15 protein-coding genes are annotated in these 25,869 nt (G+C 44.4%); 7 read left to right on the forward strand and 8 right to left on the reverse strand.

Going from position 1 to position 25,869, the window contains the following annotated elements:
* Positions 1-34 precede the first annotated feature (34 nt).
* From QM738_RS18515 to QM738_RS18530, 4 genes are all read left to right on the forward strand, one after another.
* Positions 35-409 carry a hypothetical protein gene (locus QM738_RS18515; RefSeq protein WP_462278228.1) on the forward strand — a complete coding sequence of 125 codons (375 nt, stop codon included), beginning with the start codon at positions 35-37 and terminating at the stop codon, positions 407-409.
* 541 nt (positions 410-950) lie between these two features.
* Positions 951-7,565, forward strand: a complete 6,615-nt coding sequence (locus QM738_RS18520; protein ID WP_462278229.1) for a PKD domain-containing protein — start codon at positions 951-953, stop codon at positions 7,563-7,565.
* A 92-nt stretch (positions 7,566-7,657) separates the two neighbouring features.
* Positions 7,658-8,686, forward strand: a complete 1,029-nt coding sequence (locus QM738_RS18525; RefSeq protein ID WP_462278230.1) for a PorP/SprF family type IX secretion system membrane protein — start codon at positions 7,658-7,660, stop codon at positions 8,684-8,686.
* Positions 8,687-8,868: 182 nt separating this feature from the next.
* Positions 8,869-14,049: a PKD domain-containing protein gene (locus tag QM738_RS18530; RefSeq protein ID WP_462278231.1), complete on the forward strand. Its 5,181-nt coding sequence runs from the start codon at positions 8,869-8,871 to the stop codon at positions 14,047-14,049.
* A 14-nt stretch (positions 14,050-14,063) separates the two neighbouring features.
* On the opposite strand, the gene QM738_RS18535 is transcribed toward QM738_RS18530, so the two are convergent.
* From QM738_RS18535 to nusB, 8 genes are all read right to left on the reverse strand, one after another.
* The gene (locus QM738_RS18535) at positions 14,064-15,521 is read right to left on the reverse strand and encodes a M56 family metallopeptidase (RefSeq protein WP_462278232.1); all 1,458 of its coding nucleotides are present in this window, start codon (positions 15,519-15,521) and stop codon (positions 14,064-14,066) included.
* A gap of 107 nt (positions 15,522-15,628) precedes the next feature.
* Complete coding sequence (locus QM738_RS18540) at positions 15,629-16,015, reverse strand: BlaI/MecI/CopY family transcriptional regulator (RefSeq protein ID WP_462278233.1); 387 nt, start codon at positions 16,013-16,015, stop codon at positions 15,629-15,631.
* Positions 16,016-16,335: 320 nt separating this feature from the next.
* Complete coding sequence (locus QM738_RS18545) at positions 16,336-18,567, reverse strand: sodium-translocating pyrophosphatase (protein ID WP_462278234.1); 2,232 nt, start codon at positions 18,565-18,567, stop codon at positions 16,336-16,338.
* Positions 18,568-18,709: 142 nt separating this feature from the next.
* On the reverse strand, positions 18,710-20,218 hold the full coding sequence (locus QM738_RS18550) for an NAD(P)H-hydrate dehydratase (protein ID WP_462278235.1): 1,509 nt from the start codon (positions 20,216-20,218) through the stop codon (positions 18,710-18,712).
* A gap of 30 nt (positions 20,219-20,248) precedes the next feature.
* The gene (coaE, locus tag QM738_RS18555; RefSeq protein WP_462278236.1) at positions 20,249-20,836 is read right to left on the reverse strand and encodes a dephospho-CoA kinase; all 588 of its coding nucleotides are present in this window, start codon (positions 20,834-20,836) and stop codon (positions 20,249-20,251) included.
* Positions 20,837-20,942: 106 nt separating this feature from the next.
* Complete coding sequence (gene yajC / locus QM738_RS18560; RefSeq protein ID WP_462278237.1) at positions 20,943-21,272, reverse strand: preprotein translocase subunit YajC; 330 nt, start codon at positions 21,270-21,272, stop codon at positions 20,943-20,945.
* Positions 21,273-21,320: 48 nt separating this feature from the next.
* On the reverse strand, positions 21,321-21,782 hold the full coding sequence (locus QM738_RS18565; RefSeq protein WP_462278238.1) for a DUF1573 domain-containing protein: 462 nt from the start codon (positions 21,780-21,782) through the stop codon (positions 21,321-21,323).
* A gap of 17 nt (positions 21,783-21,799) precedes the next feature.
* Complete coding sequence (gene nusB, locus QM738_RS18570; RefSeq protein ID WP_462278239.1) at positions 21,800-22,732, reverse strand: transcription antitermination factor NusB; 933 nt, start codon at positions 22,730-22,732, stop codon at positions 21,800-21,802.
* Between the two features lie 264 nt (positions 22,733-22,996).
* On the opposite strand from nusB, the gene QM738_RS18575 reads away from it, so the two are divergent.
* From QM738_RS18575 to QM738_RS18585, 3 genes are all read left to right on the forward strand, one after another.
* Positions 22,997-23,281 carry a co-chaperone GroES gene (locus tag QM738_RS18575; protein ID WP_462278240.1) on the forward strand — a complete coding sequence of 95 codons (285 nt, stop codon included), beginning with the start codon at positions 22,997-22,999 and terminating at the stop codon, positions 23,279-23,281.
* Between the two features lie 116 nt (positions 23,282-23,397).
* The gene (groL, locus tag QM738_RS18580; protein ID WP_462278241.1) at positions 23,398-25,035 is read left to right on the forward strand and encodes a chaperonin GroEL; all 1,638 of its coding nucleotides are present in this window, start codon (positions 23,398-23,400) and stop codon (positions 25,033-25,035) included.
* Positions 25,036-25,459: 424 nt separating this feature from the next.
* Positions 25,460-25,834 (forward strand): DUF5684 domain-containing protein, encoded by a 375-nt coding sequence (locus QM738_RS18585; protein ID WP_462278242.1) that lies wholly within the window; start codon positions 25,460-25,462, stop codon positions 25,832-25,834.
* Positions 25,835-25,869 lie beyond the last annotated feature (35 nt).

Below are 25,869 nucleotides of genomic sequence, written 5' to 3' on the forward strand. Positions count from 1 at the left end.
TCCGTAAAAAGCTTTAAAGTTTTAAACGGATAAAATGAAAAGAAAGATCAACCTGGTAATAGCAGCAGCATTCATAATAACTACTGCGTTCAGCCAGCAAAAAAATAAAAACGTACCAATAGTAATCAATAAACTCACCATTTATGAAAACAAATCACAACTTATCATTCACTGGTCAACTGAAGGCGATAGTGCAAGTAATGTTTGGCAGGTACAACGAAGCGCAGATGCAAAACAATTTACAACCATTGCCATCGTATTGGGTAATGACCCCACACAACCAGGCAATGCCTACGCATATAAAGAAAAATTAAAACGTAGGAAAGCTACTAAGTATTATTACCGGTTATGCCATATTGATACAAAAGGTGAGCAACAATTCAGCGAAATTTTAACACCAGCAAAATAAATTTTAACAAACAGCGTTTAAGAAATACCCCGGAGACAGTAAACGTTGTTAGTGCTTGGTTTACGATGTTTTCTTTGGGGGTTACAGAATCGAAAGGTTCTTAACAAAGGCCGCATTTCTATGTGGCTTTTTTGTTTTTGTATAATTGATACATTTCTTACCACTATCTTTCTTCAACATTCAACAAGTATGTTTCGCAGTTTTTCAATTAAAGATCAGGATTAAAAAAGGCCTCGAAAAAACTGCTAAAAAATTAATAATTCGTTGAAGGCTGCTAACGAATTTGATTTAAAGAGGGAACAATTGTAATCTTCAAAAACCGCTGCATCTGGGCCTGCTTTTTTGAATTTATTTTAAAAAAGCCCGCTGCCACAGGGCTTTTTTCGTTTCTTTTCCTTAAATTTACAGCCTCCGCTACCTGTGAAAAACATGTGAATTTCTTATTATCCTTGGCAGGCAACGAACTCCCCCAAATTAGCATCCGTTTACCGGATTTTTTTATTATTTGAGCAATACTGACTAACTATATACAACCAAACACATGAGAAAAATTTTACTGCTGTTTTTTATTGTATTGACCGTTTTCAAAGGATTCAGCCAGGACCAGTCCAATAAAGGAAAGGACTTTTGGTTTGCCTACCCGGCACACAGCTCAGGTACGGTATCCAGGCTGGCGATCTATCTTACCTCGGATGTAAATACCACCGGTACGGTTTCATTCAACGGGAACTCGATCCCTTTTACTGTAGCTGCCAACCAGACCTCTATTGTAAGGATCGGTAATGCAACAATACCTTCCAATGCCGGCTGCTATGTTGCCTCCAATAACGTGGTGGAAAAAAACAGGGCCATTCATATTGAATCGGCCAATCCTGTTGCGGCTTATGCGCATGTATTGAATGCGTCTATCTCAGGTTCCACATTATTACTGCCGGTGAATGTAATGGGTAAAGAGTACGTGGTATCAACCTATGTACCCCAGGGAAGTACCTTTGGTTCTGAAAGATGCCAGTTTGAAGTAGTGGGTATTGAAGATAATACCACGGTTGAGATCAATCCTGTAAACTCGGATGTTTCGGGAGCGCACACAGCAGGTATTCCCTTCCAGATAGTAATTAATAAAGGTGATGTATACCAATACCAATCCCTGAACGAACTTTCGGGCACCACGGTAAAGTCTATTGCCAGCGGCAGCAACAGTTGCCAGAGAATTGTGGTGATTGGTTCTTCTACCAGGACGGCGATGGGTTGCGGAGGCGCCAGCTCTGGCGATAATTTATTCCAGCAGCTTACTCCTAAAAGCTCCTGGGGCAGAAGGTATCTTACTTCTCCATTTGCATTAAAGAACCACGATATCATCAGGGTATATGTAAGTTCGCCTACTTCGGTTGTAAATGTGAACGGTACACCTTTGTCAGCTGCTACACTGATCAGCAACTCTTATTATGAATTTACTGCGAGCACGCCGCAGGATATATCTTCGGTAGACCAGATCGCTGTATACCAATATATCACCACGCAAAACTGCGATGGTATACCGAGTGACCCGGAAATGATATTGATCAACCCGGTAGAGCAGACCTTGAGTGATATTGCATTTGTGTCTGCACACCAGTCGCTCACGCCGCCCAATACCAATATTACCAGTCATTATCTTAATCTGATATTGCAGAACACCGGTACATCTATTTCCAGCTTAAGAGTAGATGGTGTGGCACCGGCAGTAACTTTTACACCGATAGGTACCACCGGTTATTCTTACGCAACCGTAAACTTAACAGCCAGCACTACGGTAGGTTCGCCCAGTCACAGGGTGGTCAACGACTCAGGCTTTATTGCCATTGCTTATGGTTATGGTGGTACAGAGAGCTATGGATACAATGCGGGTACGAACGTGATAGATCTGAACCAGCAGCTGGAAGTAACGCCGCCATACAGTATTGAGACCACGCCGAATGTTTGCGTGGGTGTTCCGTTTGATTTTAAAGTATACTTACCCAATAAAACAGTAGGCGCTACTCCAGACTTTATCCGTTATGATTCTATAAGGTGGGATTGCAGCAATACTTCTGTAATGTCGCCGAATAACTTCCCGTATGTGGTTCATGGAACGCCTACGGTAACACCCGACTCTGTTAATATAAGGAACACCAAGGAAGTGGCCTGGTATTCTGTTCCCGGTCAATACACTTTCAGTACGCCGGGTGTATATAATATTACCATTACTGTTTACAGAAGTACAACAGAGGGTTGTGGTAACCAGCAGGATTATACCTTCCAGCTTACGGTTACAGGGCCGCCGGTACCACCAGGTTTTACAGCAAGCAATGTGGGTTGTTACCTGCAGCAGGTTGATTTTACAGAAACAACGCCGCAAGCGCCTAAGCCAACCTATTTATGGACCTGGAATTTTAATGATCCGGCGAGTGGTGCATCCAATACTTCAACGATCCGTAATCCTTCCCACACCTTTACCGGGCCCGGAAGCTATAATGTACAATACAGTGCTTATACAACGGTGGGTTGCCAGGCCACTTACCAGCAAACGGTAGTGGTACCGGATGTACCGAATGCTACTATTAATGGAACTGTGACTGTTTGTATTAATTCAGCATCTCCAACCATTACGTTGACGGGTACAGGAGGTCTTGCTCCTTATATAATGAACTACAGTATAAATGGAGTAGGGCAGGCACCCGTAACGAGCGATGCTGCGGGTGTATATACCATTACGGGTATTCCAACGAATGTGGCCGGAACCTTTGTTTACACGCTTGATAGTATCAAGAATGTGGGAGCAGCTGTTTGTAAGCGCATCGTTACGGGACAAAGTGCTACTGTAACCGTTACCGGTGATGCAACATTGACTTTAACTTCTGCAGCGGGTACCAATACACAGACCGTTTGTATCAATAATGCTATTACCAATATTACTTATGCAGTAGGCGGTACAGGTACCGGCGGTGCAGTAACAGGTCTGCCGGCAGGTGTTACCGGTACTTATGCAGGTGGTGTTATCACCATCACGGGTACGCCTACCGTATCGGGTACATTCCCTTACACGGTAAGCACTACCGGCCCATGCGTTAAGCCATCGTTGGGGGGTACACTAACTGTTTCTGCAGACGGAACATTGGCGTTGAGCTCTGCTGCGGGCACTAATGCGCAGACTGTTTGTATCAATAATACATTAACCAATATTACGTATACTGCAGGCGGCAGTGTTACCGGTGCTACTGTTACCGGTTTACCTGCTGGTGTAACGGGTACTTATGCAGGCGGTGTGGTGACCATACTGGGTACGCCAAGTGCTGCGGGTACATTTACTTATACTATCACTACCACGGGCCCCTGCGTTAAACCAACAGCTACCGGTACTATTACAGTAACGGCGGATGCAACATTAACTTTAAGTTCGGCAGCGGGTACCAATGCACAAACTGTATGTATCAATAATGCTATTACCAATATTACTTATGCAGTGGGTGGTACGGGCACCGGCGGCGCTGTAACAGGTCTGCCTGCAGGTGTTACGGGTACTTATGCCGGTGGTGTTATCACCATTACGGGTACACCAACTGTAGCAGGTACATTTAACTATACAGTCAGCACGACTGGCCCTTGTGCCAAACCTTCACTGGGCGGTACATTAACTGTAAATGCGGATGCAACTATTGCACTGACATCAGCGGCAGGTTCTAATAATCAAACCATCTGTATCAATAATGGTATTACCACCATTACCTACTCCGTAGGTGGCGGCGGTACCGGTGCAACCGTAACAGGTTTGCCTGCAGGTGTAACCGGCACTTATTCCGGCGGTGTTGTAACCATCCTGGGTTCTCCAACAGTAACCGGTACATTTAATTATACGGTAACTACAACCGGTCCATGTATCAAACCAACTGCAACGGGCAGCATCACCATCACCGGCGATGCAACCTTGACCTTGACATCTGCAGCGGGTACCAATGCACAAACAGTATGTATCAATAATGCTATTACCAATATTACTTATGCAGTAGGCGGTACGGGCACCGGTGGAGCAGTAACAGGCCTGCCGGCAGGTGTTACCGGTACTTATGCTGGAGGTATTATCACCATTACGGGTACGCCCACTGTATCGGGCACATTCCCTTATACGGTAAGTACCACAGGGCCATGTGCCAAACCAACGCTGGGGGGTACACTAACTGTTACAGCTGACGGTACATTGTCACTGAGCTCTGCAGTTGGTACCAATGCGCAGACTGTTTGTATCAATACTCCATTAACGAATATTACTTACGCAGCTGGAGGCAGCCTTACCGGTGCAACCGTAACTGGTTTACCAACGGGTGTAACTGGTTCGTATGCAGGTGGCGTGGTAACCATACTGGGTTCACCAAGTGTTGCAGGTACATTTACTTATACTGTTACCACCGCTGGTCCTTGCGTTAAACCAACGGCTACCGGTACTATTACAGTAACAGCAGATGCTACATTAACCTTAACATCTGCAGCGGGCACCAATACGCAAACTGTTTGTGTTAACAATGCCATCACCAATATTACTTATGCAGTAGGTGGTACTGGTACCGGCGGTGCTGTAGCAGGTCTGCCTGCAGGTGTTACGGGAACTTATGCCGGCGGTGTTATCACTATCACCGGTACGCCTACCGTATCGGGCACATTCAACTATACTGTTAGTACAACAGGTCCTTGTGCCAAACCTTCACTGGGCGGCACATTGACAGTGAATGCTGATGCAACTATAGCTTTGACCTCTGCTGCCGGTTCTAATAATCAAACCATTTGTATCAATAATAGTATCGCTACCATTACTTATTCAGTAGGTGGTGGCGGCACCGGTGCAACCGTAACAGGTTTGCCTGCCGGTTTAACCGGCACATACTCCGGAGGCGTTGTAACCATCCTGGGTTCTCCAACTGTAACGGGTACATTTAATTATACTGTTACAACAACAGGTCCATGTATCAAACCAACTGCAACGGGCAGCATCACCATCACCGGCGATGCAACCTTGACCTTGACATCTGCAGCGGGTACCAATGCACAGACCGTTTGTATCAATAATGCTATTACCAACATTACTTATGCAGTAGGCGGTACAGGTACCGGCGGCGCTGTAACAGGTCTGCCAGCAGGTGTTACCGGTACTTATGCAGGAGGTGTAATCACCATCACTGGTACGCCAACCGTATCGGGTACATTCCCTTACACAGTTACCACTACTGGCCCATGCGTTAAACCAACGCTGGGGGGTACACTAACAGTGAATGCGGATGCTACTTTAAGCTTAAGTTCAGCAGCAGGTACCAATGCGCAAACAGTATGTGTTAATACAGCCATTACCAATATTACATACGCAGTAGGAGGTGGCGGTACAGGCGGCACTGTTACCGGTTTGCCAGCGGGTGTTACCGGCAGCTACAGCGGTGGTACTATCACCATTACGGGTACGCCTAGTGTAAGCGGTACATTTACTTATACTGTTACCACTACCGGCCCTTGCGTTAAACCAAGCACTACCGGTACTATCACCATCAATCCATTGCCAACCGCATTGATCGCCGGTAATACAGAGGTTTGCCAGAATGCGCCATCAGTAGCGATCACCTTTACAGGCGCCAGCGGTACTGCACCTTATACCTTTACTTATTCCGTGAATGGTGGTGCGGATCAAACAGTTACCACTACAGCCGGTAACTCTGTAACCGTATTGCAAACCACTGCTGTGGCCAATACCTTTACTTATGTATTGAAGAGCGTGAAAGACGGTACCAGCACAGGTTGCAGTCAGCTGCAAAGCGGTACTGTGGTGGTTAAGGTGAACCCTTTACCAACAGCGACCATCAGCGGCGATAAATTAATTTGTATCAATACGCCTTACCCGGATATCACCTTTACCGGTGCCGGCGGCTCAACTCCTTATACCTTCAGGTACCGCATCAATGGCGGCGGCCTGCAAACAGTCACTACTACGGGTACCAATACTTCCGTAACGGTGCTTGTACCAACAGTTGCAGCCGGTACATTTACCTATACGCTGGAAGATGTAAGGGATGGCAGCACCACGGCCTGCCTGCAGGCTCAAACGGGCACAGCCACTGTTACCATCAGTGATGTATTACCTGCTCCGGCCTTTATCTTCAGCGATCCTGTTTGTTTGCCAAAAGCGGTGGTACAGTTCCAGAACCAGACCACTATTGCCAACAATACCGCAATGACCTATTTGTGGAATTTTGGTGACGGCTCCGCTAACTCAACAGCGTTGAACCCAACCCATACTTACGTTACCAACGGGCCATTCCCTGTTACACTGCAGGCAACCAGCAATGCAGGTTGCGTTAAAACCTACAGTGTGCCTGTCAACAGCATACATCCGCAACCGAAAGCTGATTTCAGTATCAGTAATCCAGGCGGTGTTTGTATCGGCAGTGATGTAACGTTCAGAGACCAGACCGATCCGAAGGATGGCCTGGTTACTACCTGGAACTGGGACCTGGGCGATGGTACCAAGCTGGGCACCAACCCGGTTACTTACCGCTACGCCAGCGCCACCACTTACAGTGTTACCTTATTTACCGTGAACAGCTTTGGCTGTAACAGTGATACCATCACCAAAACGTTTACCGTACATCCGTACCCGGTAGTAGATGCAGGGCCTGATGGTATTGTACTGGAAGGTGGTTCATATACCTTACAACCGGTGGTTTCGGGCAGCACCACGTACCAGTATTTGTGGTCGCCACCAACTTATTTAAGCAGTACTACTGATATGGCGCCTACCGCCAATATCATTATGGATGATATCACTTACACATTGACTGTAACGGGCACCGGTGGTTGTACCGCTGCGCCTGATAAGGTATTCATCAAAGTATTGAAAGCGCCTAAAATACCGAATACCTTCACACCAAACGGTGATGGTATCAACGAATTGTGGTTGATCGATTACCTGGATACTTATCCTAACAACAGGGTACAGGTATTTACAAGAACAGGCCAGCTGGTATTTGAATCGAAAGGCTATAAAAAACCATGGGATGGTAAACTGAATGGTAAACCATTGCCATTTGATACCTACTATTATATCATAGAACCAGGTAATAGCAGAGCGCCGATCACCGGTTATGTAACGATTGTTAAATAATTAAAATGTTGCTTTAAAACTGCGTGAAGAGACCGGTGCAAAATCAAACCGGTTTCTTCACGCAGCAGGCAGAGAAAAAGAAAAGCTGAACCATGAAAAAATTAGCATTAATTGTAGTTGGTAGTTTGTGCAGTATCATGGCAATGGCCCAGGCCAAACCATTTTACACGCAGTACATCTTAAACAACTACATCCTTAATCCGGGTGTAACAGGTATTGAAAACTATACCGACATTAAATTGAGTAACCGTAACCAGTGGACGGGCATTAATGGCGCTCCTGTTACCAGTTACTTCAGTATTCATGCGCCGATAGGCAAGGAAGACCTGCGCACCAGCGCCACGTCTTTTGCAGTGCCGGGCGAAGATCCGCGTGGTAAAAGATTATGGCAGGAATACACCCCGCCAGATCCGCACCATGGTATTGGCTTTGTAGCCATGAACGATAAGGCCGGTTATATCAACCGCTGGACGCTGACAGGCTCTTATGCTTATCATAAGCCATTGGGTGTAAAAACAACTTTATCGGTAGGTTTCAGCGCAGGTATCAGCAGCGTGAACCTGGACCGTTCTAAAATAGAATGGGCCAACCTGGATCCTAATGATCCTGCCATTGGTATCAGCAGCGGCGAGCTGAAAAAGATCATGCCGGAGCTGGGAGCGGGGTTATGGTTGTATTCTGCACAATATTTCCTGGGCGCTTCTGTATTAAACATCATACCAGGCAAAGCAAAATTTGTTACCAACGATAAATATGGTACCTCTTACACCCCTAACTTTTTTGCTACAGCAGGTTATCGCTTTTCATTGACTGACGAAGTGATGATGATGCCATCGGTAATGTTCCAGTACTGGCAGCCGCAATTAGGCGGATTGCATACCAACTTAAAATTCCAGTACCTGGATAAAGTATGGGTGGGTGGCAGCTACCGTTTCTCCAACCTTATCTCCGGTTATTCTGCCATGGCAGGTTTGAATATATCAAACACTTTTAATGTAAGCTATTCTTATGAAGTTGCTACTACCTCAAGATTGAGGAACTATACCAACAACACCAACGAAATAATGATCGGCTTTATCATCGGCAATAAATACAGCCAGAAATGCCCCAGGTGTTATTAATTTTTTATCACCGTTAACTGCTTGTAAAAAGTCGCCTCCTGCTTGCAGGGGGCGCTTTTTTTATGTACATTTAAACCGGATTTACCCTTTTACCAGACCAGGACTTTAGAATCAACGTTTCCCCCAGAAAAAGCACCATTTGACAGGATCAGTTTGTTTTTACCGCTTGTTATACCAAAGACATGAGAAAATTTTTATTGCCTGCTATTCTCGCATTGCTGTGCCATGCCGTGTCCGCCCAGGATTTTAGTAATAAGGGAAAGGACTTCTGGGTAGGCTATGGCAGTCATGTATCCATGTACAATACCAATGGCACTTTAATTGCAGGTGGAGGTTCGCAGGATATGGTGTTGTATTTTACCTCCGATGTGCAGGCAAACGTTACCGTTACCATACCCGCAACAGGCTGGACGAGGAGTTACACGATCGTGCCACCACCGGTGGGCACCGGGCTGGTGGAAACACAAGCCATCCCTAAAACTGGTACCGATGATGCAAGGCTGGGCGCAGAACAGAAATACCTGAAAAAAGGTATCCATATCACCAGCGACAAACCCATTGTTGCGTATGCACATATCTATAATGGGTCTATATCCGGTGCTACCTTGCTCTTTCCCACCAATACTTTAGGTAAAGAATATTATTCGCTGAACTATAAACAGAATTCCAACAATGCATGGTCTTATCCCTATGCTTTTGTGATAGCTACAGAAGACAGTACCATTATACAAACAACACCCTCAGCCAATACACAAACAAGAACAGCCGGTATAACGTATACGGATACACTAATGCAGGGGGATGTATTGAATTTATTGGGACAACTGATCACCAATGCCACCAATTCATCCACCGGTGTTGAACTTACGGGAACAAAAATAAAATCCATTGCAAGCTCTACCGGGCAATGTAAAAAAATAGCGGTGTTTTCCGGTTCCGGTAAAGTGGGTATCACCTGCCCGGTAAGCACCGGCGGTACTGCGGACAATTATATACAGCAATGCTTTCCTTCCACTGCCTGGGGAAAGAAATATTATACCGTACCCACCAAGGACCTGCCCTTCAATTATTTCAGGATCATGGTCAAAGACCCGGCAACTGTAGTAAAACTGAATGGTGTTGTACAAAGCGGCATCATCAATAATATTTATTACGATCTGCCACTGAGCAACGTACCCAACCTGATAGAAGCCGATCAACCGATCATGGTGGCGCAGATGATCACTACACAAGGTGCCTGCGGTAATGGCTCGCCCGGAGACCCGGAAATGATCTATTTAAGTTCCGCTGAGCAAACCATTGCGAGTGTTACGCTAAATTCCACCACGCATGCAGCCATTACCAAACACTATATCAATGTGGTGATAAAGGCAGGAGGAGCGGCTTCATTCCGGTTGGATAATGCTATACCGGCTACCTCTTTCACGGCGCATCCGCAGGATCCTAATTATGTATACGCCCAGTTTGCTGTATCAGCAGGGGTGCACCAGTTACAATCAGATTCCGGTTTTTCTGCTATTGCTTACGGTTATGGCAGCGCAGAATCTTATGGTTACAATGCGGGTACCAATATCAAAGACCTGTATACGTTCATTACGCCTATCAATCCTTTAAATATCAGCAACCAGGTAACAGCCTGCAGCGGTACGCCTTTTTATTTTTCTGTAACTTATCCATTTCAGCCCTTATCACTGGTATGGGATTTTCATAACGCGATGGGATACCCGAATGTTACCATACTGAACCCTTCGTCGATCAATGATAGTACCTATATTGTAAATGGTAAACAGCTCTGGCGCTACAAACTGCCTACGCCGTATACTTACAGCCCGTCGGGTGTTTATCCTGTTACATTAACTGCAGAAACTTCCGGTTCGGACGGCTGCGGCAATTTCCAGGTAAGAGATGACAGTTTATATGTGTACGATCCGGCCGTTGCTGCCATCACGCATCAAACCAGTGGTTGTGTTGCAGATTCTGTTTCGTTTTTTGATGCCACTGCTTATGCTACAGGCTCAGGCTTGTACAATTACCAATGGCAATGGAACTTTGGCGATCCTGCAAGTGGCACCAGTAATACATCCACGCTCAAGAACCCGAAGCATAAATTCTCTTCGGCAGGTACTTACACTGTTACGCTAACGGCATTGGGCAATATTGGTTGTTATACTTCACCAGCAACAAAACAGGTAGCTGTAACTGAAACACCGTTGGCAAAATTTGGTATGTCATCACCAATATGTTCCGGCCTGCCCGTAACATTCAGTGATACTTCTACACTGGTATCACCGGGCGCCATTGTAAAATGGTACTGGAATTTTGGGGATGGCTTTACCATTACCCGTACCAACAACAGTGATACCACGCATATCTATGCACCCTGGAATCCTGCAATAACGGATACACTGGTAGTAGAAACCAACACTGGTTGTAAGAGCCTTCCTTTTTACAGAACATTTAAAGTAAATCCTATACCGGTATCCAATTTCAGTTTACCGGCAGGGGTGTGCCTGCCCTGGGACTCTGCACATTTCATCAGCACCAGCACTATTGCAGATGGTACGGGAGGCTTTGGCTATACATGGGATTTTGGCGATCCTTCCAGTGCGCCCAATAATACTTCCACACTGGCCAATCCTGCCCATTATTACAATACCACGGGCCCTTACAGTATAAAACTTATTACTAAAAGTGCAGCAGGCTGTGTGCATGATACCACTAAAGTGTTATCCAATATTTACCCGCAGGCAATAGCGGCCTTTACAGCAGCACCTGAAAATTGCCTGAACACTGCAACGGTATTTATTGACAATAGTAACGGAAACGGCAACACGATAACAGAATGGTACTGGGATTTTGGAGACGGTTCGCCGGTAAATACTACACAGAATCCATCGCATACCTATGCCACCGCAGGAACAAAGACCATTAAACACTGGGTAAAGACCAATGTAGCGTGCTACAGCGATACCGCCACACTTACCGTGGTGATCAATCCTTTGCCGACACCCAACTTTACTTATACAGCGCCTGATTGCGCAACAAGGGTTATTAGTTTTAACGATATTTCTGTACCCAATGCCGGTACATTAAATGCCTGGGAGTGGGATTTTGGTGATGGATCAGCTTTGAATAATACACAAAATCCGTCGCATGTTTTTGCTGCGGCTGGCAGTTACACTGTAAGCCTGAAAGTGACCACCAGCAAGGGTTGTATAAGTAATCCCGTTGCTGCAAAAACAGTAGTGGTGAATGCAAGGCCGCTGGCCGGTTTCATTATTCCTGAAGTGTGCTTGAGTGATACCTATGCACAATTCACCGATACCAGTAAAGTGGCGGCGCCTTCTTTTATCAATGGATGGGAGTGGAATTTTGGCGATGGTTCGCCCTTGAACAATGCTCAAAACCCGCAGCACAGTTATACAGCTGTAGGGCCTTATAATGTTAGATTGATAGCTGCCAGCAATAATGGTTGCAAAGACACCATTACGCAACTGCTGATCGTTAACGGTAGCTTCCCTGTAGCTAATTTCATCGTGAATAATCCCGGTTCGTTATGTGCCAATGATTCTGTTGCAATCGTGGAAGCATCCAGTGTGTTCCCCGGTAATATCACCAAGGTGGAGATCTATTGGGATAATATCAATTTTCCCGCAGGTCCGCCACAAGTGGATGATCTGCCTTTTACCGGCAAAGTGTATAAACATTTATACTTGCCCAATTCGCAGGTAACCAAAACTTATCAAATAAGATACCGTGCTTATTCCGGCGGTATTTGTGTGAATGATAAATTGTCTACTATTACCGTAAATGCCGCTCCAAAAGTGCAGTTCAATGCCATACCCGATGCCTGTTATGATGCAGCGCCCTACCTGCTTACACAGGCAACAGAAGTAGGAGGGGTAACGGGTAACGGCGTGTACTCGGGACAGGGAGTAAATGCTGCAGGCCTGTTTAATCCGGTAACTGCGGGTATTGGTACGCATACCATCAAATATACTTTCACTTCATTGATGGGCTGTGTGGACAGTATGAGCAAGATCATTACGGTACTGGATACTGCCAGCGCCAGATTCAGCTTTGCAGGACCCGATTGCGAAGGCACCCCTGCGGTATTTAAAGAACAATCAACAAGCCCTGCTGGTGTGGTACTCAATAATACCTACTGGAATTTTGGTGATGGTTCACCGGTTGAACAGCATGCACCCGGCAGCACCTTCACACACAACTTCCCGGCATGGGGCTATTATACGGTTACCATGTATAACAGTTCTGCCTACGGTTGTAAAAGCACGGTTACCACGCAACAGGTATATGTAAACCCTAACCCTGTGCCTTTGTATTCTTTTGCACAATCCAGTGTGTGCCTGCCTGCGGCTGCAGTATCATTTATCAATACTTCTTCTATACCCGATAATGCAGCGCTTATTTATCTATGGAATTTTGGCGATCCTGCCAGTGGTTTGCTTAATACTTCGGTGGCAAAAACGCCACCGCCACATATCTATACCGGTACAGGGCCTTATAGTGTACTGCTTACCGTTACCAGTGCCAGCGGCTGCAGCAAAAGCAGTACGCACCTGGTTGATTTCATTCATCCACAGCCCAAAGCTGCTTTTACTATCAGCAAACCATCTGTCTGCATTGGTGATGTAGTGGTGTTTACTGATATTACCAATGGACTGGACGGTACTGTAAACAAATGGCACTGGGATTTTGGAGACGGTATCACCGGTATCAATAAACAGGAAACTCATCTATATAGCTCTACCAACAGTTTTACAGTGGCATTGTATATTCAGAACAGTAACGGTTGCAACAGTGATACGCTTACCAAAACATTTACGGTGTATCCTTATCCTGTTGTGGATGCAGGCCCGGACAGGGTAGTGCTGCAGGGCGGCGCTATTACCATACAGCCCGTGGTTACCGGCAACGACCTGCAATATTACTGGTCGCCTGCCACTTATTTAAACAGCACAACTGTTGAAGCACCTCTTGCAAGCAATGTGCAGGATGATATTACGTACACACTTACCGTAACAGGCAGTGGTGGTTGTACAGCGGCGCCAGACAGGATGTTTGTGAAAGTATTGAAAGCGCCCCGCATCCCTAACACATTCACGCCAAACGGAGATGGCATCAACGAAGTGTGGACGATCGGTTACCTGGATACTTATCCTGATTGCAGGGTGCAGGTATTTACAAGAACAGGGCAACTGGTATTTGAATCAAAAGGATATAAAAAGCCCTGGGATGGTAAAATGAATGGCAAGACATTACCCTTCGATACTTATTATTACATTATAGAACCGGGATCGGGCAGGGAGCCTGTAACTGGTTATGTTACGATTGTAAAATAAGGGAGGGAAAAGAATTATTCCTGGTCGTCGGAATGTTCGCTGACAGGAGGAGCGGAGGTATCCATTCTTTTCAACAGGGAATCTGTAGGTATTTCTCTTGCGGCCAGCATCCATTCGGGTACCACCACCCATTGTCCATTGATCAATGAAACATTGTACACTTTTAAAGTGGCATTCTTAGAACCGGATTGTTCTTCTTTTACGATCACCTGGCGGGTAGGGATACCTTCTTTTAACACCACGGGAGTTACGATATTGCCATCAAATTGTTCTGCAAAAGCGGCGGCTTTGTCTTGTATGGTTTTAATTACAGGTTCCAGTTCTTTCAATTTCTTCTCAATGACCGGTCTTTGCTTTTCAACCGCATCGGTGATCAGCTTCAGCTTTTCTTCGGAAAAATTATTTACAAATTTATCTACCAACGATACCGGTTCGGCTTCCGCTTCCTCGTCTTGCTGTAAAACGGGCGCTGTGATATTTACCACCGGTGGTTTAGCTGCAGCGCTGATATTTGCCTGGAAAAAGAAAACGCCACCCAGCACCAGTATGAACAACATGCTGAGTAAGGGAAAAATAAACCTGCTGCGGTTATGCGTAAAATTATTTTGATTGGTAAAGAACTGTATACGCTGCAATAATTGTGCTTTGCCTGCAACTGCTGCCAGCTGGTATTGAGGTATCTGCTGCCTGATATGCTGGGCTTTCAATAAAGTTTCGGCATATAACAGTGGCGAGTATTCGAAAGCGATCACGGTGCTGTCGCAGTATTTTTCTCTTTCCAGCCGTATCTTTTTGCACAGGGCATTGATGAAAGGGTTGAAGAAGAAGATATTTTCGCTGATGATCAATACCCAGTTCAGCAGGTAATCATTGGCTTTGATATGCGACAATTCGTGCAGTATCAGCGTTTCGGCCTGTTTTAAAGAAATATGATTGGCCAGTGCCACCGGCAGTACAATCACAGGTTTAAAAAATCCAAAAGTAACCGGTGCATTTACTGTACTGCTGAACCATAACTGCACTTTTCTTTTAATGCCGAAATGCGCCGCCTTTAATGCAGTGAATACTTTAAGATCGATGGAAGGTTTCTGTAGTCCGTTGTTGAACTGTTTTTTAAAATGGCGCCATTCGTACAGCGCTTTGATCATTTTATAGCTGATGCCTAAAAGATAAATGGCAAATATCCAAGGGGTATAAGCACCAGCCGTGCCCGAAGAAATAAGATCGGAAACTGCATTGCCCACCAGGTTTTCGGTAACCACCGTTTCAATATTGAGCAGGTAAGTGCAAAAGGTGAAAACAAAAAGGGCAAACTGGGCGCCTAATAAAGCAAACAGCCAGTTCCTTTTCTGCAGGGGCGTAGTGTTGTTACCAAACGTTTTTTCGGAAATAAAATAAACCAATGCCAATAACCCAGCCTGCCACAGGCTGTGCAGCATACTCATGCAAAAACTGTAAGAGAGATGCGCCATAAACGGATAATAGTTGTTGGTTAACTTGTTTATTAGTTAATTGGTTAACTGGTCTACTGGTATAATAATTTACTACTTGACTAATAAACTAATTAACCAATAAACTTTTACTTGTCTTTCTTCAACTGATCGATAAGCTCCTGTATCTTTTGCAGCTCCTCTTCGCTGGCATCATGACCGCCCAATGCCTGCAGCACCAGGTTGGCCGAAGAGCCTGCAAATAAGGTATCGATCATTTTGTTCAGGAACTGTTTCTGGGTCTTTTCGCGGCTTACAGCTGCCTGGTACACGTGCGTCTTGCTGCTGTCGTTACGGGTCACTAAACCCTTTTCAAACATTATCTGCATTAATTTAAGGGTGGTGGTGTAGCCACTTTCCTTGGTTTTCGACAATTCTTCATGTACCGTACGTACGGTAGCCTCTTTCTCGTTCCATAAAACCTGCAGTATTTCCAGCTCGCTCTCGGTAGGCTTTTGGTGCTTGATCAATGTCATAATACGATTATTTTCGTATGCAAAATACGATTTTAGTCGTAAATGGCAAGTCCGCTCATGTAATTTTTATTAACAAATTAACATTCGCCATAGAGAAGGGGTTTGGGCTGAAGCCTAAAAGCTTGCCACGGATTACACGGATTGACACAGATTTTTTTAAGAGACAAAGCGTCTTTATTTTAATTAACCGTACTTGTATTCATCCGTGAAAATTCGTGTAATCCGTGGCTAAAAATAAAAAAGCCCCGATGTGGAAACATCCGGACTTTTTGGTTATAATGGTTCTGATTAGACTTAAGTTATTTTTATTAACCTGCTTATTATTTGTTGGAAGCAGTTAATAAGTTTACGGTATTAGCATTATTTGCTTTTGTTACCGGTACTTCTTTAATATTTTCCTTCTTTATCTCTTTAGATGATTCTTTGCCCTGAATGGTTGCAAGGGTAGGAGCAATTACCAAAGAAACAATACTCATTAATTTAATAAGGATGTTCATGGAAGGCCCTGAAGTATCTTTAAAAGGATCACCAACGGTATCACCTGTTACAGAAGCTTTGTGCGGATCTGATTTTTTGTAATAAGTTTCGCCATTGATTTCCACACCTTTTTCAAAAGATTTTTTAGCATTATCCCATGCACCACCGGCGTTGTTCTGGAACATACCCATTAATACACCACTTACAGTAGCACCGGCTAAAAATCCACCTAATGCCTCAGCACCCAGGCCCGGCATAAAACCAATGATCAATGGAGAGATGATAGCGATAGCACCTGGCAACATCATTTTTTTGATAGAAGCCTGTGTAGAGATCGCCACGCATTTATCGTATTCCGGTTTACCGGTTCCTTCCATAATGCCGGGGATAGAGCGGAACTGCCTGCGCACTTCTTCCACCATCGCCATGGCTGCCTCACCCACGGCGCGGATGGCCAGGGAAGAGAAAATAAAAGGTATCATAGCGCCCACAAATAAGCAGGCCAATACATTTGCTTTGTAAATATCAATACCGGTGATACCTGCCACACCTACAAAGGCTGCGAATAAAGCCAGTGCAGTTAATGCTGCAGAAGCAATAGCAAAACCTTTACCGCTTGCAGCAGTAGTGTTACCTACGGCATCCAATACGTCTGTTTTTTCACGCACATCGCTGGGCAATTCGCTCATTTCGGCAATACCACCTGCGTTATCTGCAATAGGTCCGAATGCATCGATCGCCAGCTGCATAGCTGTAGTGGCCATCATACCTGCGGCTGCAATAGCCACACCGTATAGACCGGCGCATTCGTAGCTGCCCCAGATACCACCTGCCAAAACCAGGATCGGTAAAAAGGTTGATTCCATACCAATTGCCAAGCCGCCGATCACGTTAGTAGCATGACCTGTTGAAGACTGGCGTATGATCGACATTACAGGGCGTTTGCCCATTGCTGTATAGAATTCAGTAATGATACTCATCAAGGCGCCTACTGCCAAGCCTACACCAATAGCGCCCATTACACCCCATTTGGTAAAGGGTACGCCACGCAGTTCCATTTGCTCGGGCAGTAACCAGTTTACCAGGAAGCCTGCAACAATGGCGGTCAGTATCATAGAGCCCCAGTTACCCATGTTCAGGGCTTTCTGTACAGTACCAGTGTTGATACCTGCGTTTTCGCTGATGCGTACAAATAAAGTTCCGATGATTGAAAAGATGATACCAACGCCTGCTATCAGCATTGGCAACACGATGGGAGAGAAACCACCCAGTACATCTGTACCGGTTACAGTAGTTTGCTGACCCAATACGATGGTTGCTAAAACAGTTGCTACATAAGAACCGAAAAGATCGGCGCCCATACCTGCAACGTCACCCACATTATCACCCACGTTATCTGCAATGGTTGCAGGGTTGCGTGGATCATCTTCAGGAATACCTGCTTCTACTTTACCCACAAGATCAGCGCCCACATCTGCAGCTTTTGTATAGATACCACCACCCACACGGGCAAATAATGCAATAGATTCTGCACCTAAAGAAAAACCGGTCAGTACTTCGATCGTCCTTACCATTTCTTCAGAATTAATAGCAGCATCGGGAGCGAAGTAAGCTTTTAATGCAATGTATAATCCACCAAGGCCCAACACCGCTAAACCCGCAACACCAACACCCATTACGGCACCGCCTGTAAAAGATACATTCAATGCTTTACTAAGGCTGGTACGTGCAGCGTGTGCAGTACGTACGTTGGCTTTGGTAGCCGCTTTCATACCTATATAACCTGCAGTAGCGCTTAATACAGCACCTAAAACAAAAGCAATAGCAATGCTCCAGTGGCTGTGAGGATTGGCGCCTGCCATTACTGCCAGCAGTATACCAACAATAACCACAAAATAGCCCAGTACTTTCCACTCAGCTTTTAAAAAAGCCATGGCGCCTTCAGCAATGTAGTTGCTGATCTCTTTCATGCGGTCGTTACCTGCATCTTGTTTACTAACCCAGTTGAATTTCCATAAGGTGTAAAGCAGTCCTAAAACACCCATTGCCGGAACGGCGTAGATCAAATTATTCATAATTGTTTGTTCTGAAATTTGGACGGCAAAAATAGGGGAATTGCCTCAAAAACAGGCATATTGGCGTACTTAATTAAAAGCAGTGTTAATATGTGTAAAAAAAATGAGGAAAGGGGCTGTAATGCCGCTGCTGTGGCGGGTTTCAGGCGGCAGCACCGGCCAGTGTTTTAAAGGCTTCTCCCAGGTAAAGGCTGATATCACCGGCTGTCATTGCTTCCTGTGATGAAGCTGCGGCGGCAAAATCGCCTGCAAGCCCGTGCAGGTAAGCGCCCAGCAGGCAGGCCTGTAACGGAATATATTGCTGTGCTAGCAGGCCGGTAATAATGCCGGTCAAAACATCGCCGCTGCCAGCGGTAGCCATACCGGCATTGCCGGTACTGTTGAAGAATCCTTTGCCTTCGGGCGTACTGATAAAACTATAATGCCCCTTTAAAATGATATAAATGTTCAGTTCTTTCGATCTTTGAAGCGCCAGCTGCAGTCTTTCAAAATCATTGGCAGAGGGCCCGAAGATGCGTTCAAATTCTTTGGGATGGGGTGTAAGAATGGAGCCTGCCGGAATAAGCGAAAGCAATGTTTTATCTGTAGCTATTGTGTTGAGTGCATCTGCATCGAGCAACATCGGGTGTTTTGTTTTGCTGAAAATATCTTTTAACAAAGCAACATGCACAGGATGATTACCCAGGCCTGGACCAATGCCTATTGCATCTGCGTTTTCTATTGCGCCGGTTGATTCGATATACGCATCACCGGAAGTGATGCACATGGCTTCGGGCACGGCGGTCTGCAAAATGCTATAGCCGCATTGTGGAATATGGCAGGTGAGTTTACCCACACCACTGCGCAGGCAGGCTTCAGCGCATAATACGGCCGCACCCATCATGCCGTAACTGCCGCAAAATAATGCTGCATGGCCATAGCTGCCCTTGTGAGAGAACTGTTTTCGCGGTTTATAAATAGACTGCATCAATTGCAATGAAGTCAATTCAAATGCCGCCGCTTCATTTTTTGCAAATGCAGGTGATAATTCAATATTCAACAAATGAATATCGCCGCAATAGCCCTCATTCTCCGGCAACAGGAAGGCCAGTTTGTACTGCTGGAAGCTCAGCGTGTGATGCGATTTGATGACCGTATTTGTTTTAGAAGATGCGTCTGCAAAAAGCCCACTGGGCAGGTCGATGCTAATGATGGTATTGGGTAAACTGTTGAGGTAATTCACCAGCGAAGCGCTGATGCCTTCCAATGGTTTATTCAGCCCCGTACCAAACAACGCATCTATTATAATATCTGCCCTCTCAAACGCAGGTAGAAAACTATCCGATTGAATAAAATGAATGTCTGTACTTATTTCGTGTATGCGTGACAGGTTGGTTTGAAAATCCTCGCTTCCTTTGTTGCCAAACTCCAATATGTATACCGATACAAAGTAGCCCTTTTGTAAAAGCAGTCTTGCAATTGCAAGTCCATCGCCGCCATTATTTCCTTTGCCACAAAAAATACGGAAGTGCTTTTCAAAATAATGCTGTGCAGTGATCCATTCGCAGCATTTTGCAGCAGCCCTCTCCATAAGATCGATACTGCTGATGGGTTCGTGCGCAATGGTAAAGGCGTCCCATTGTTTTATCTGTGCTGCTGAAAATATTTTCATCCTGTAATGTACGAAAATAGTTGCAGGCGCTTATTGCTGCAATGTTAACAGGTGCTTGTGCAGTTGCTGTACTTGTGGGATCAGTAATTCCTGTTCATCATTCTTTATTACAAAATCGCAGAGACGCATTTTAATGCTTTCATCCATTTGCTTGTTCATGCGTTGTACCACTTCATCACGGGTAATATTATCCCGGTGCATGGCCCTTTGTATACGCAATGGGGCAGGGGCGTACACGCCTATTACATAATCGAGTTGCTGCTGTGCGCCGCTTTCAAAAATAATGGCGGCTTCTTTTAAAGCGTAATGGGTGGACTGCTGGTGCATCCATCTTTCTGCATCTGCGATGGTGGCAGGATGCACAATAGCGTTCAGCGTAGTTAATTTTTCAGGGGAGTTGAATACGATACCTGCAAGGTATTTCCTGTCCAGCTGGCCGTTCTTATAAGCCGCTTCGCCAAATTCATCCTTTATTTTTTGTATCAATGCCGCATCTTCATTCATCAGGCGTTTACCGGCATCATCAGCATAATAAACAGGTATGCCCAGTACTTCAAATACTTTTGCCACAGTGCTTTTGCCACTGCCGATACCGCCGGTGATACCTACTTTAATCATGATGGCTTAAAATGAATTTGCGATTTTAGATTTCCGATTTCGGATTTAAATTATCCATTGATCGTTCTACAAATCTAAAATCGCAAATCTAAAATCTACAATTGTTTTATTTCTTTACGTCTGCAGCCGGCTTGTTCACATTCGCTGTCATTTCCATGCTGATGGCGCTGCGTTCGATCTTGATATAACTACCAGGACTGGTTTCCAGTTCGATAGTGTTATCCTCGTTTACTTTATTTATTTTACCGTGTATACCGGCTATTGTAACGATCTTATCTCCTTTCTGTAAGTTGCTGATGAACTGTTTTTGCTGCTTGGCTTTTTTTGCCTGCGGGCGGATCATAAAAAAATAGAAAACCAGGATCATACCACCCATCATGTACAACGTGATGTTGTTGTTAGGTTGTGCTTGTAAAAAAATACTTAATAGTTGCATGTTTTGTTTGTTGTTTTATGTTAATTGGTCACTTATAAATTGAATGGTTTATTTTTCATTGATCTCTCCAAACAGTTTTAATACCGGGAAAGCCGGGTTGGTATTGGCATTCACATTGATCTCTTTTTCGTTGTGGCCTTTTTTACCACTGCTGTTGAACACCACTTTGATAAACCCTATTTCGCCGGGCATGATGGGCTTTTCCGGTTTTTCGGGCACTGTGCAGCCGCAGCTGGCATGCGCATCAAATATCACCAGCGGGTTGGTACCGGTATTTTTAAAACGGTAATTGTATTCCACTTTTTCGCCCTGTATGATAGTGCCGAAATTATAAGCACTGTCTATCAGTTGCACGGTAGTGGTATTCTTCATCGCGTCTTCCTGTGCTTTTAACTGCTGCACCCTTTTAATAGAATCTGTTTTAGAATCTCCTGCAAGCTGATCCTTTGTTTTAATGTTGCAGGCGCTTACAAGGGCGGGGAGTGCAAGGAGCAAAAAATATCTTTTCATGGTTATTTTTTTCTGTGTTATAAGCTGCTGTTCTTATGACTTTTTTTGTGGATTTTATCCTGCTGGGTCAATTCTTTATGAATATTATCCAGCAAGCCGTTTACAAACTGGCCACTCTGCACCGTGCTGTATTCCTTTGCCAGGTCGATGTATTCATTGATGGTAACCTTGGTGGGGATGGTCTCAAAAAACAGGAATTCGCATACACCCATCTGCAGTATGATGAGGTCGAGCGCAGCAATACGGTCTGCATCCCAGTTCTTGAGTTTTGGTTTGATAAGCTCAAGTGTTACCTCAGCCTTTTCAATAGTGGTCTGCAAAAGGTTTTTGGCAAAATCAAGTTTCTCTTTACTCAGTATCGGGCCGAAATCATAGCCTGCAGGTTTTTGCAAATAACCTGCCACCAGTTGTTCCATCATTTCGGCATCATCATCCCAGTTAATGAAGTGTTCTTCCACATGGGCAATAAAATCTTCGTTGGGTAATAATAAAGTGCGGTAGATGAATTCAAGAATATCCTTTTCGCTTTTTTTATCCCTGGCCTGTACGCTGATGTATTCTTTATATTCTTCCGAAGCTGCCAGTTGCAGGTAGATCTTTTTCAGCAGTTCGGTATCAATGATGTGCTTCAGTTTAAAATCTGCCACAGCGGCACTAAAGCCGGGTGTTTCCACTATTTTCCATAATACTTCATTACCCGCTATCTTGGTATTTACCGCAAGGTCTTCGGCGGTGGGCAGGTTCTTGGAAGCCCTTTGCCGGGCATCTGTTTCGGAGTAGCGGGCCACTTCGGTTATAAAAAAAACGAGGTAAGTAAAAAGGCCGCGGCTGGCCTCCAGTTTTTTATTTAATATAGTAAGAGGTTCGCCGGGTTTTACCTCTCCGCTCATACTGTCGATAGTATACAGCGTTTGCATCACTTTAACCCTGATATTTCTTCTGCTGATCATAATTGTGGCGGCAAAGGTAGCTATGAATTATGAATTATGAAGGAGGAATTATGGATAGCCGGTGCCCACACCGTTATTTATTGGTTAATACTGCCAAAAAGAACGTTGATAAACAATGCCAAACTGCCGAATTTTCCCTGTTTTAAGCCTTTAGCTGCTGGTTTTAACCCCAAAAACTGCCAAGTTGTTTTAAATTTTGTATGGCACAGAATTAGTGTACATTTGCCGTCCAAAATATTTAACTAAATCAAAAACAAATAGGTTATGGCTACAAAGAAGTTAAGCATTACCCCATTACACGACAGGGTAATTGTGAAACCAGCCGCTGCTGAAGAAAAATCTGCAGGCGGTATTATCATCCCCGATACAGCTAAAGAAAAACCACAGCGTGGTACTGTACTGGCAGCAGGTCCGGGCAAAAAAGATGAACCGGTAACTGTAAAAGCAGGTGATACCGTTCTGTATGGCAAATATGCAGGTACTGAGATCAGCCTGGAAGGGCAGGAGTATTTGATCATGAGGGAGAGTGATATCCTGGCGATTGTATAAACCCCCTCCGCCCCCTGAAGGGGGAACTTTAAAGAGTAAGCTAATTGAAGATCATAGCAGCAAGCACATAGCTTATTAAATCTAAAATCGTAAATCTAAAATCTAAAATCGAGTTTATGGCAAAAATGATATACTTCGATATCGAAGCAAGAAATAAAATGAAGAAGGGCGTTGACACTTTGGCCAATGCTGTTAAAGTAACCCTTGGACCAAAAGGCCGCAACGTGGTTATTGAAAAGAAATTTGGTGCACCACAGGTAACTAAAGATGGTGTAACAGTTGCAAAAGAAATTGAACTGGACGATCCTATTGAGAATATGGGCGCACAGATGGTGAAAGAAGTGGCCAGCAAAACTGCTGATATTGCAGGTGATGGTACCACTACCGCTACTGTACTGGCACAGGCTATCATCAGCGAAGGTTTGAAAATGGTGGCTGCGGGCTCTAACCCAATGGACCTGAAACGTGGTATTGATAAAGCGGTTTCTATTGTAGTAGAGAATTTAAAATCTCAATCACAAACTGTTGGTAACGACAGCAAAAAAATTCAGCAGGTGGCAACTATCTCTGCCAACAACGATGAAACCATTGGTAAACTGATCGCTGAAGCATTTTTAAAAGTAGGTAAAGAAGGTGTGATCACTGTGGAAGAAGCAAAAGGTACTGATACTACTGTTGAAATTGTGGAAGGTATGCAGTTCGACAGGGGATATATCTCTGCTTACTTTGTTACCAATACAGAAAAGATGGAAGCTGAATTACAGAATCCATACTTACTGATCTACGATAAAAAAATATCTACCATGAAAGATATTTTACCTATCCTGGAAAAAGTAGCACAAAGCGGCCGTCCTTTAGTAATCATTGCTGAAGACCTGGATGGTGAAGCATTATCTACGCTGGTGGTAAATAAATTACGCGGTACCATTAAAGTGGCTGCTGTAAAAGCTCCGGGCTTTGGCGACAGGAGGAAAGAAATGCTGCAGGATATCGCTGTGTTAACTGCGGGTACGGTTATCAGTGAGGAAATGGGCCATAAGCTGGAAGGCGCTGATCTTTCTTCATTAGGACAGGCTTCTTCTATCACTATCGATAAAGACAATACTGTTATCGTGGGTGGTAAAGGTAAAAAAGCAGATATCGTTGGAAGGGTGAACCAGATCAAAGCACAGATCGGGACCACTACTTCTGATTATGATAAAGAAAAATTACAGGAACGCCTGGCTAAATTAGCTGGTGGTGTTGCGGTATTATATGTAGGTGCTGCTACCGAAGTGGAAATGAAAGAAAAGAAAGACCGTGTGGATGATGCATTACATGCAACCCGTGCTGCAGTGGAAGAAGGCATTGTACCAGGTGGTGGAGTTGCTTATATCCGCGCTATCGACAGCCTGGGTATTAAAGTAAAAGGCATGATCGATGATGAACTGACTGGTGTGAATATTGTACGCCAGGCTTTAGAATCGCCTGTACGCACCCTTACTACCAATGCCGGTATTGATGGCAGCATCGTGGTACAGAAAATAAAAGAGGGCAAAGCTGATTTTGGTTTCAATGCTCGCAAAGAAGATTACGAAGCTTCTATGTTCAAAGCCGGTATCATCGATCCAACTAAAGTAAGCCGTGTAGCGTTGGAAAATGCAGCTTCTATTGCAGGTATGTTATTGACTACCGAAGCAGTAATTGCTGATAAACCTAAGGAAGAAGCGCCGCATACACATGGTGCGCCTGATATGGGTGGAATGGGGTATTAATTAATGAATAATTAATAAATAAAAATACCCTCTTGCTGAAAAGTGAGAGGGTTTTTTGTACCCGGAAGCTCCAGCTTCCGGGCATTTTTGTATTACAACGTTTAGATGTTGGTACTGGTTTGTGTAATCTTTGAGTATTAATGCTCCTGTAGTAAATCATTCATCATCATCAAACTTTTATTATGAAAAACTAATGGCATTGCTGCTTTTACTGACATTATTTTATTTTCCCAAAGCACAAAGATTTTTCAACTCCTGTTGATTTTAAAAAGATAAAGCTTAGTTACCAAGTACGGATGGTGATTGCATTAAAATAAGTTAGTAAATAGTACCTGTACTTATATATTGAAAATGCCGGGGGGATTTGATTTCTGCCATATTTTTCTTTTATTTGTTGATTCTTCAACTCAAAATCAACATTATTATGGCAATCTTTTTAATTTTTTATCTCGCATTCATCGTTGTTGTTATTGCAGGTATCTGGAAGGCTTTTGAAAAAGCAGGCCAGCCTGGCTGGGCCTGTATAGTACCATTTTATAACTATTATATAATGGGTGATAAAATAGCAGGTGTAAAAAACTGGTGGCTCATTTTTATTCCTATTGTTAACATCTACATCATTTTTGTAATAATGATCGCCATTGCAAAATCTTTTGGTAAAGACACTGGCTTTGGTATTGCCCTTGTTTTCCTGGGCTTTATTTTCTGGCCTATATTAGGCTTTGGAAGTGCAACTTATATCGGACCCAACGGAGTGAACCAGGTGCAGGATGATATCAATGCCATTGGGAAAAATTAATTAATGGATAACAATAAAAAATCCTTCCTGCCAAA

The sequence above is a fragment of the Ferruginibacter sp. genome, assembly GCF_049840995.1.
Taxonomy (GTDB): Bacteria; Bacteroidota; Bacteroidia; order Chitinophagales; family Chitinophagaceae; genus Ferruginibacter.

Bases quoted from the DNA above. Each gene is read 5' to 3' on its own strand.
- QM738_RS18585 (WP_462278242.1), top strand. From the start codon at position 25,460: ATGGCAATCTTTTTAATTTTTTATCTCGCATTCATCGTTGTTGTTATT.
- QM738_RS18565 (WP_462278238.1), bottom strand. From the start codon at position 21,782: ATGAAAAGATATTTTTTGCTCCTTGCACTCCCCGCCCTTGTAAGCGCC.
- QM738_RS18520 (WP_462278229.1), top strand. From the start codon at position 951: ATGAGAAAAATTTTACTGCTGTTTTTTATTGTATTGACCGTTTTCAAA.
- QM738_RS18515 (WP_462278228.1), top strand. From the start codon at position 35: ATGAAAAGAAAGATCAACCTGGTAATAGCAGCAGCATTCATAATAACT.
- nusB (WP_462278239.1), bottom strand. From the start codon at position 22,732: ATGATCAGCAGAAGAAATATCAGGGTTAAAGTGATGCAAACGCTGTAT.
- QM738_RS18525 (WP_462278230.1), top strand. From the start codon at position 7,658: ATGAAAAAATTAGCATTAATTGTAGTTGGTAGTTTGTGCAGTATCATG.
- yajC (WP_462278237.1), bottom strand. From the start codon at position 21,272: ATGCAACTATTAAGTATTTTTTTACAAGCACAACCTAACAACAACATC.
- QM738_RS18545 (WP_462278234.1), bottom strand. From the start codon at position 18,567: ATGAATAATTTGATCTACGCCGTTCCGGCAATGGGTGTTTTAGGACTG.
- QM738_RS18535 (WP_462278232.1), bottom strand. From the start codon at position 15,521: ATGGCGCATCTCTCTTACAGTTTTTGCATGAGTATGCTGCACAGCCTG.
- coaE (WP_462278236.1), bottom strand. From the start codon at position 20,836: ATGATTAAAGTAGGTATCACCGGCGGTATCGGCAGTGGCAAAAGCACT.
- QM738_RS18530 (WP_462278231.1), top strand. From the start codon at position 8,869: ATGAGAAAATTTTTATTGCCTGCTATTCTCGCATTGCTGTGCCATGCC.
- QM738_RS18550 (WP_462278235.1), bottom strand. From the start codon at position 20,218: ATGAAAATATTTTCAGCAGCACAGATAAAACAATGGGACGCCTTTACC.
- QM738_RS18540 (WP_462278233.1), bottom strand. From the start codon at position 16,015: ATGACATTGATCAAGCACCAAAAGCCTACCGAGAGCGAGCTGGAAATA.
- groL (WP_462278241.1), top strand. From the start codon at position 23,398: ATGGCAAAAATGATATACTTCGATATCGAAGCAAGAAATAAAATGAAG.
- QM738_RS18575 (WP_462278240.1), top strand. From the start codon at position 22,997: ATGGCTACAAAGAAGTTAAGCATTACCCCATTACACGACAGGGTAATT.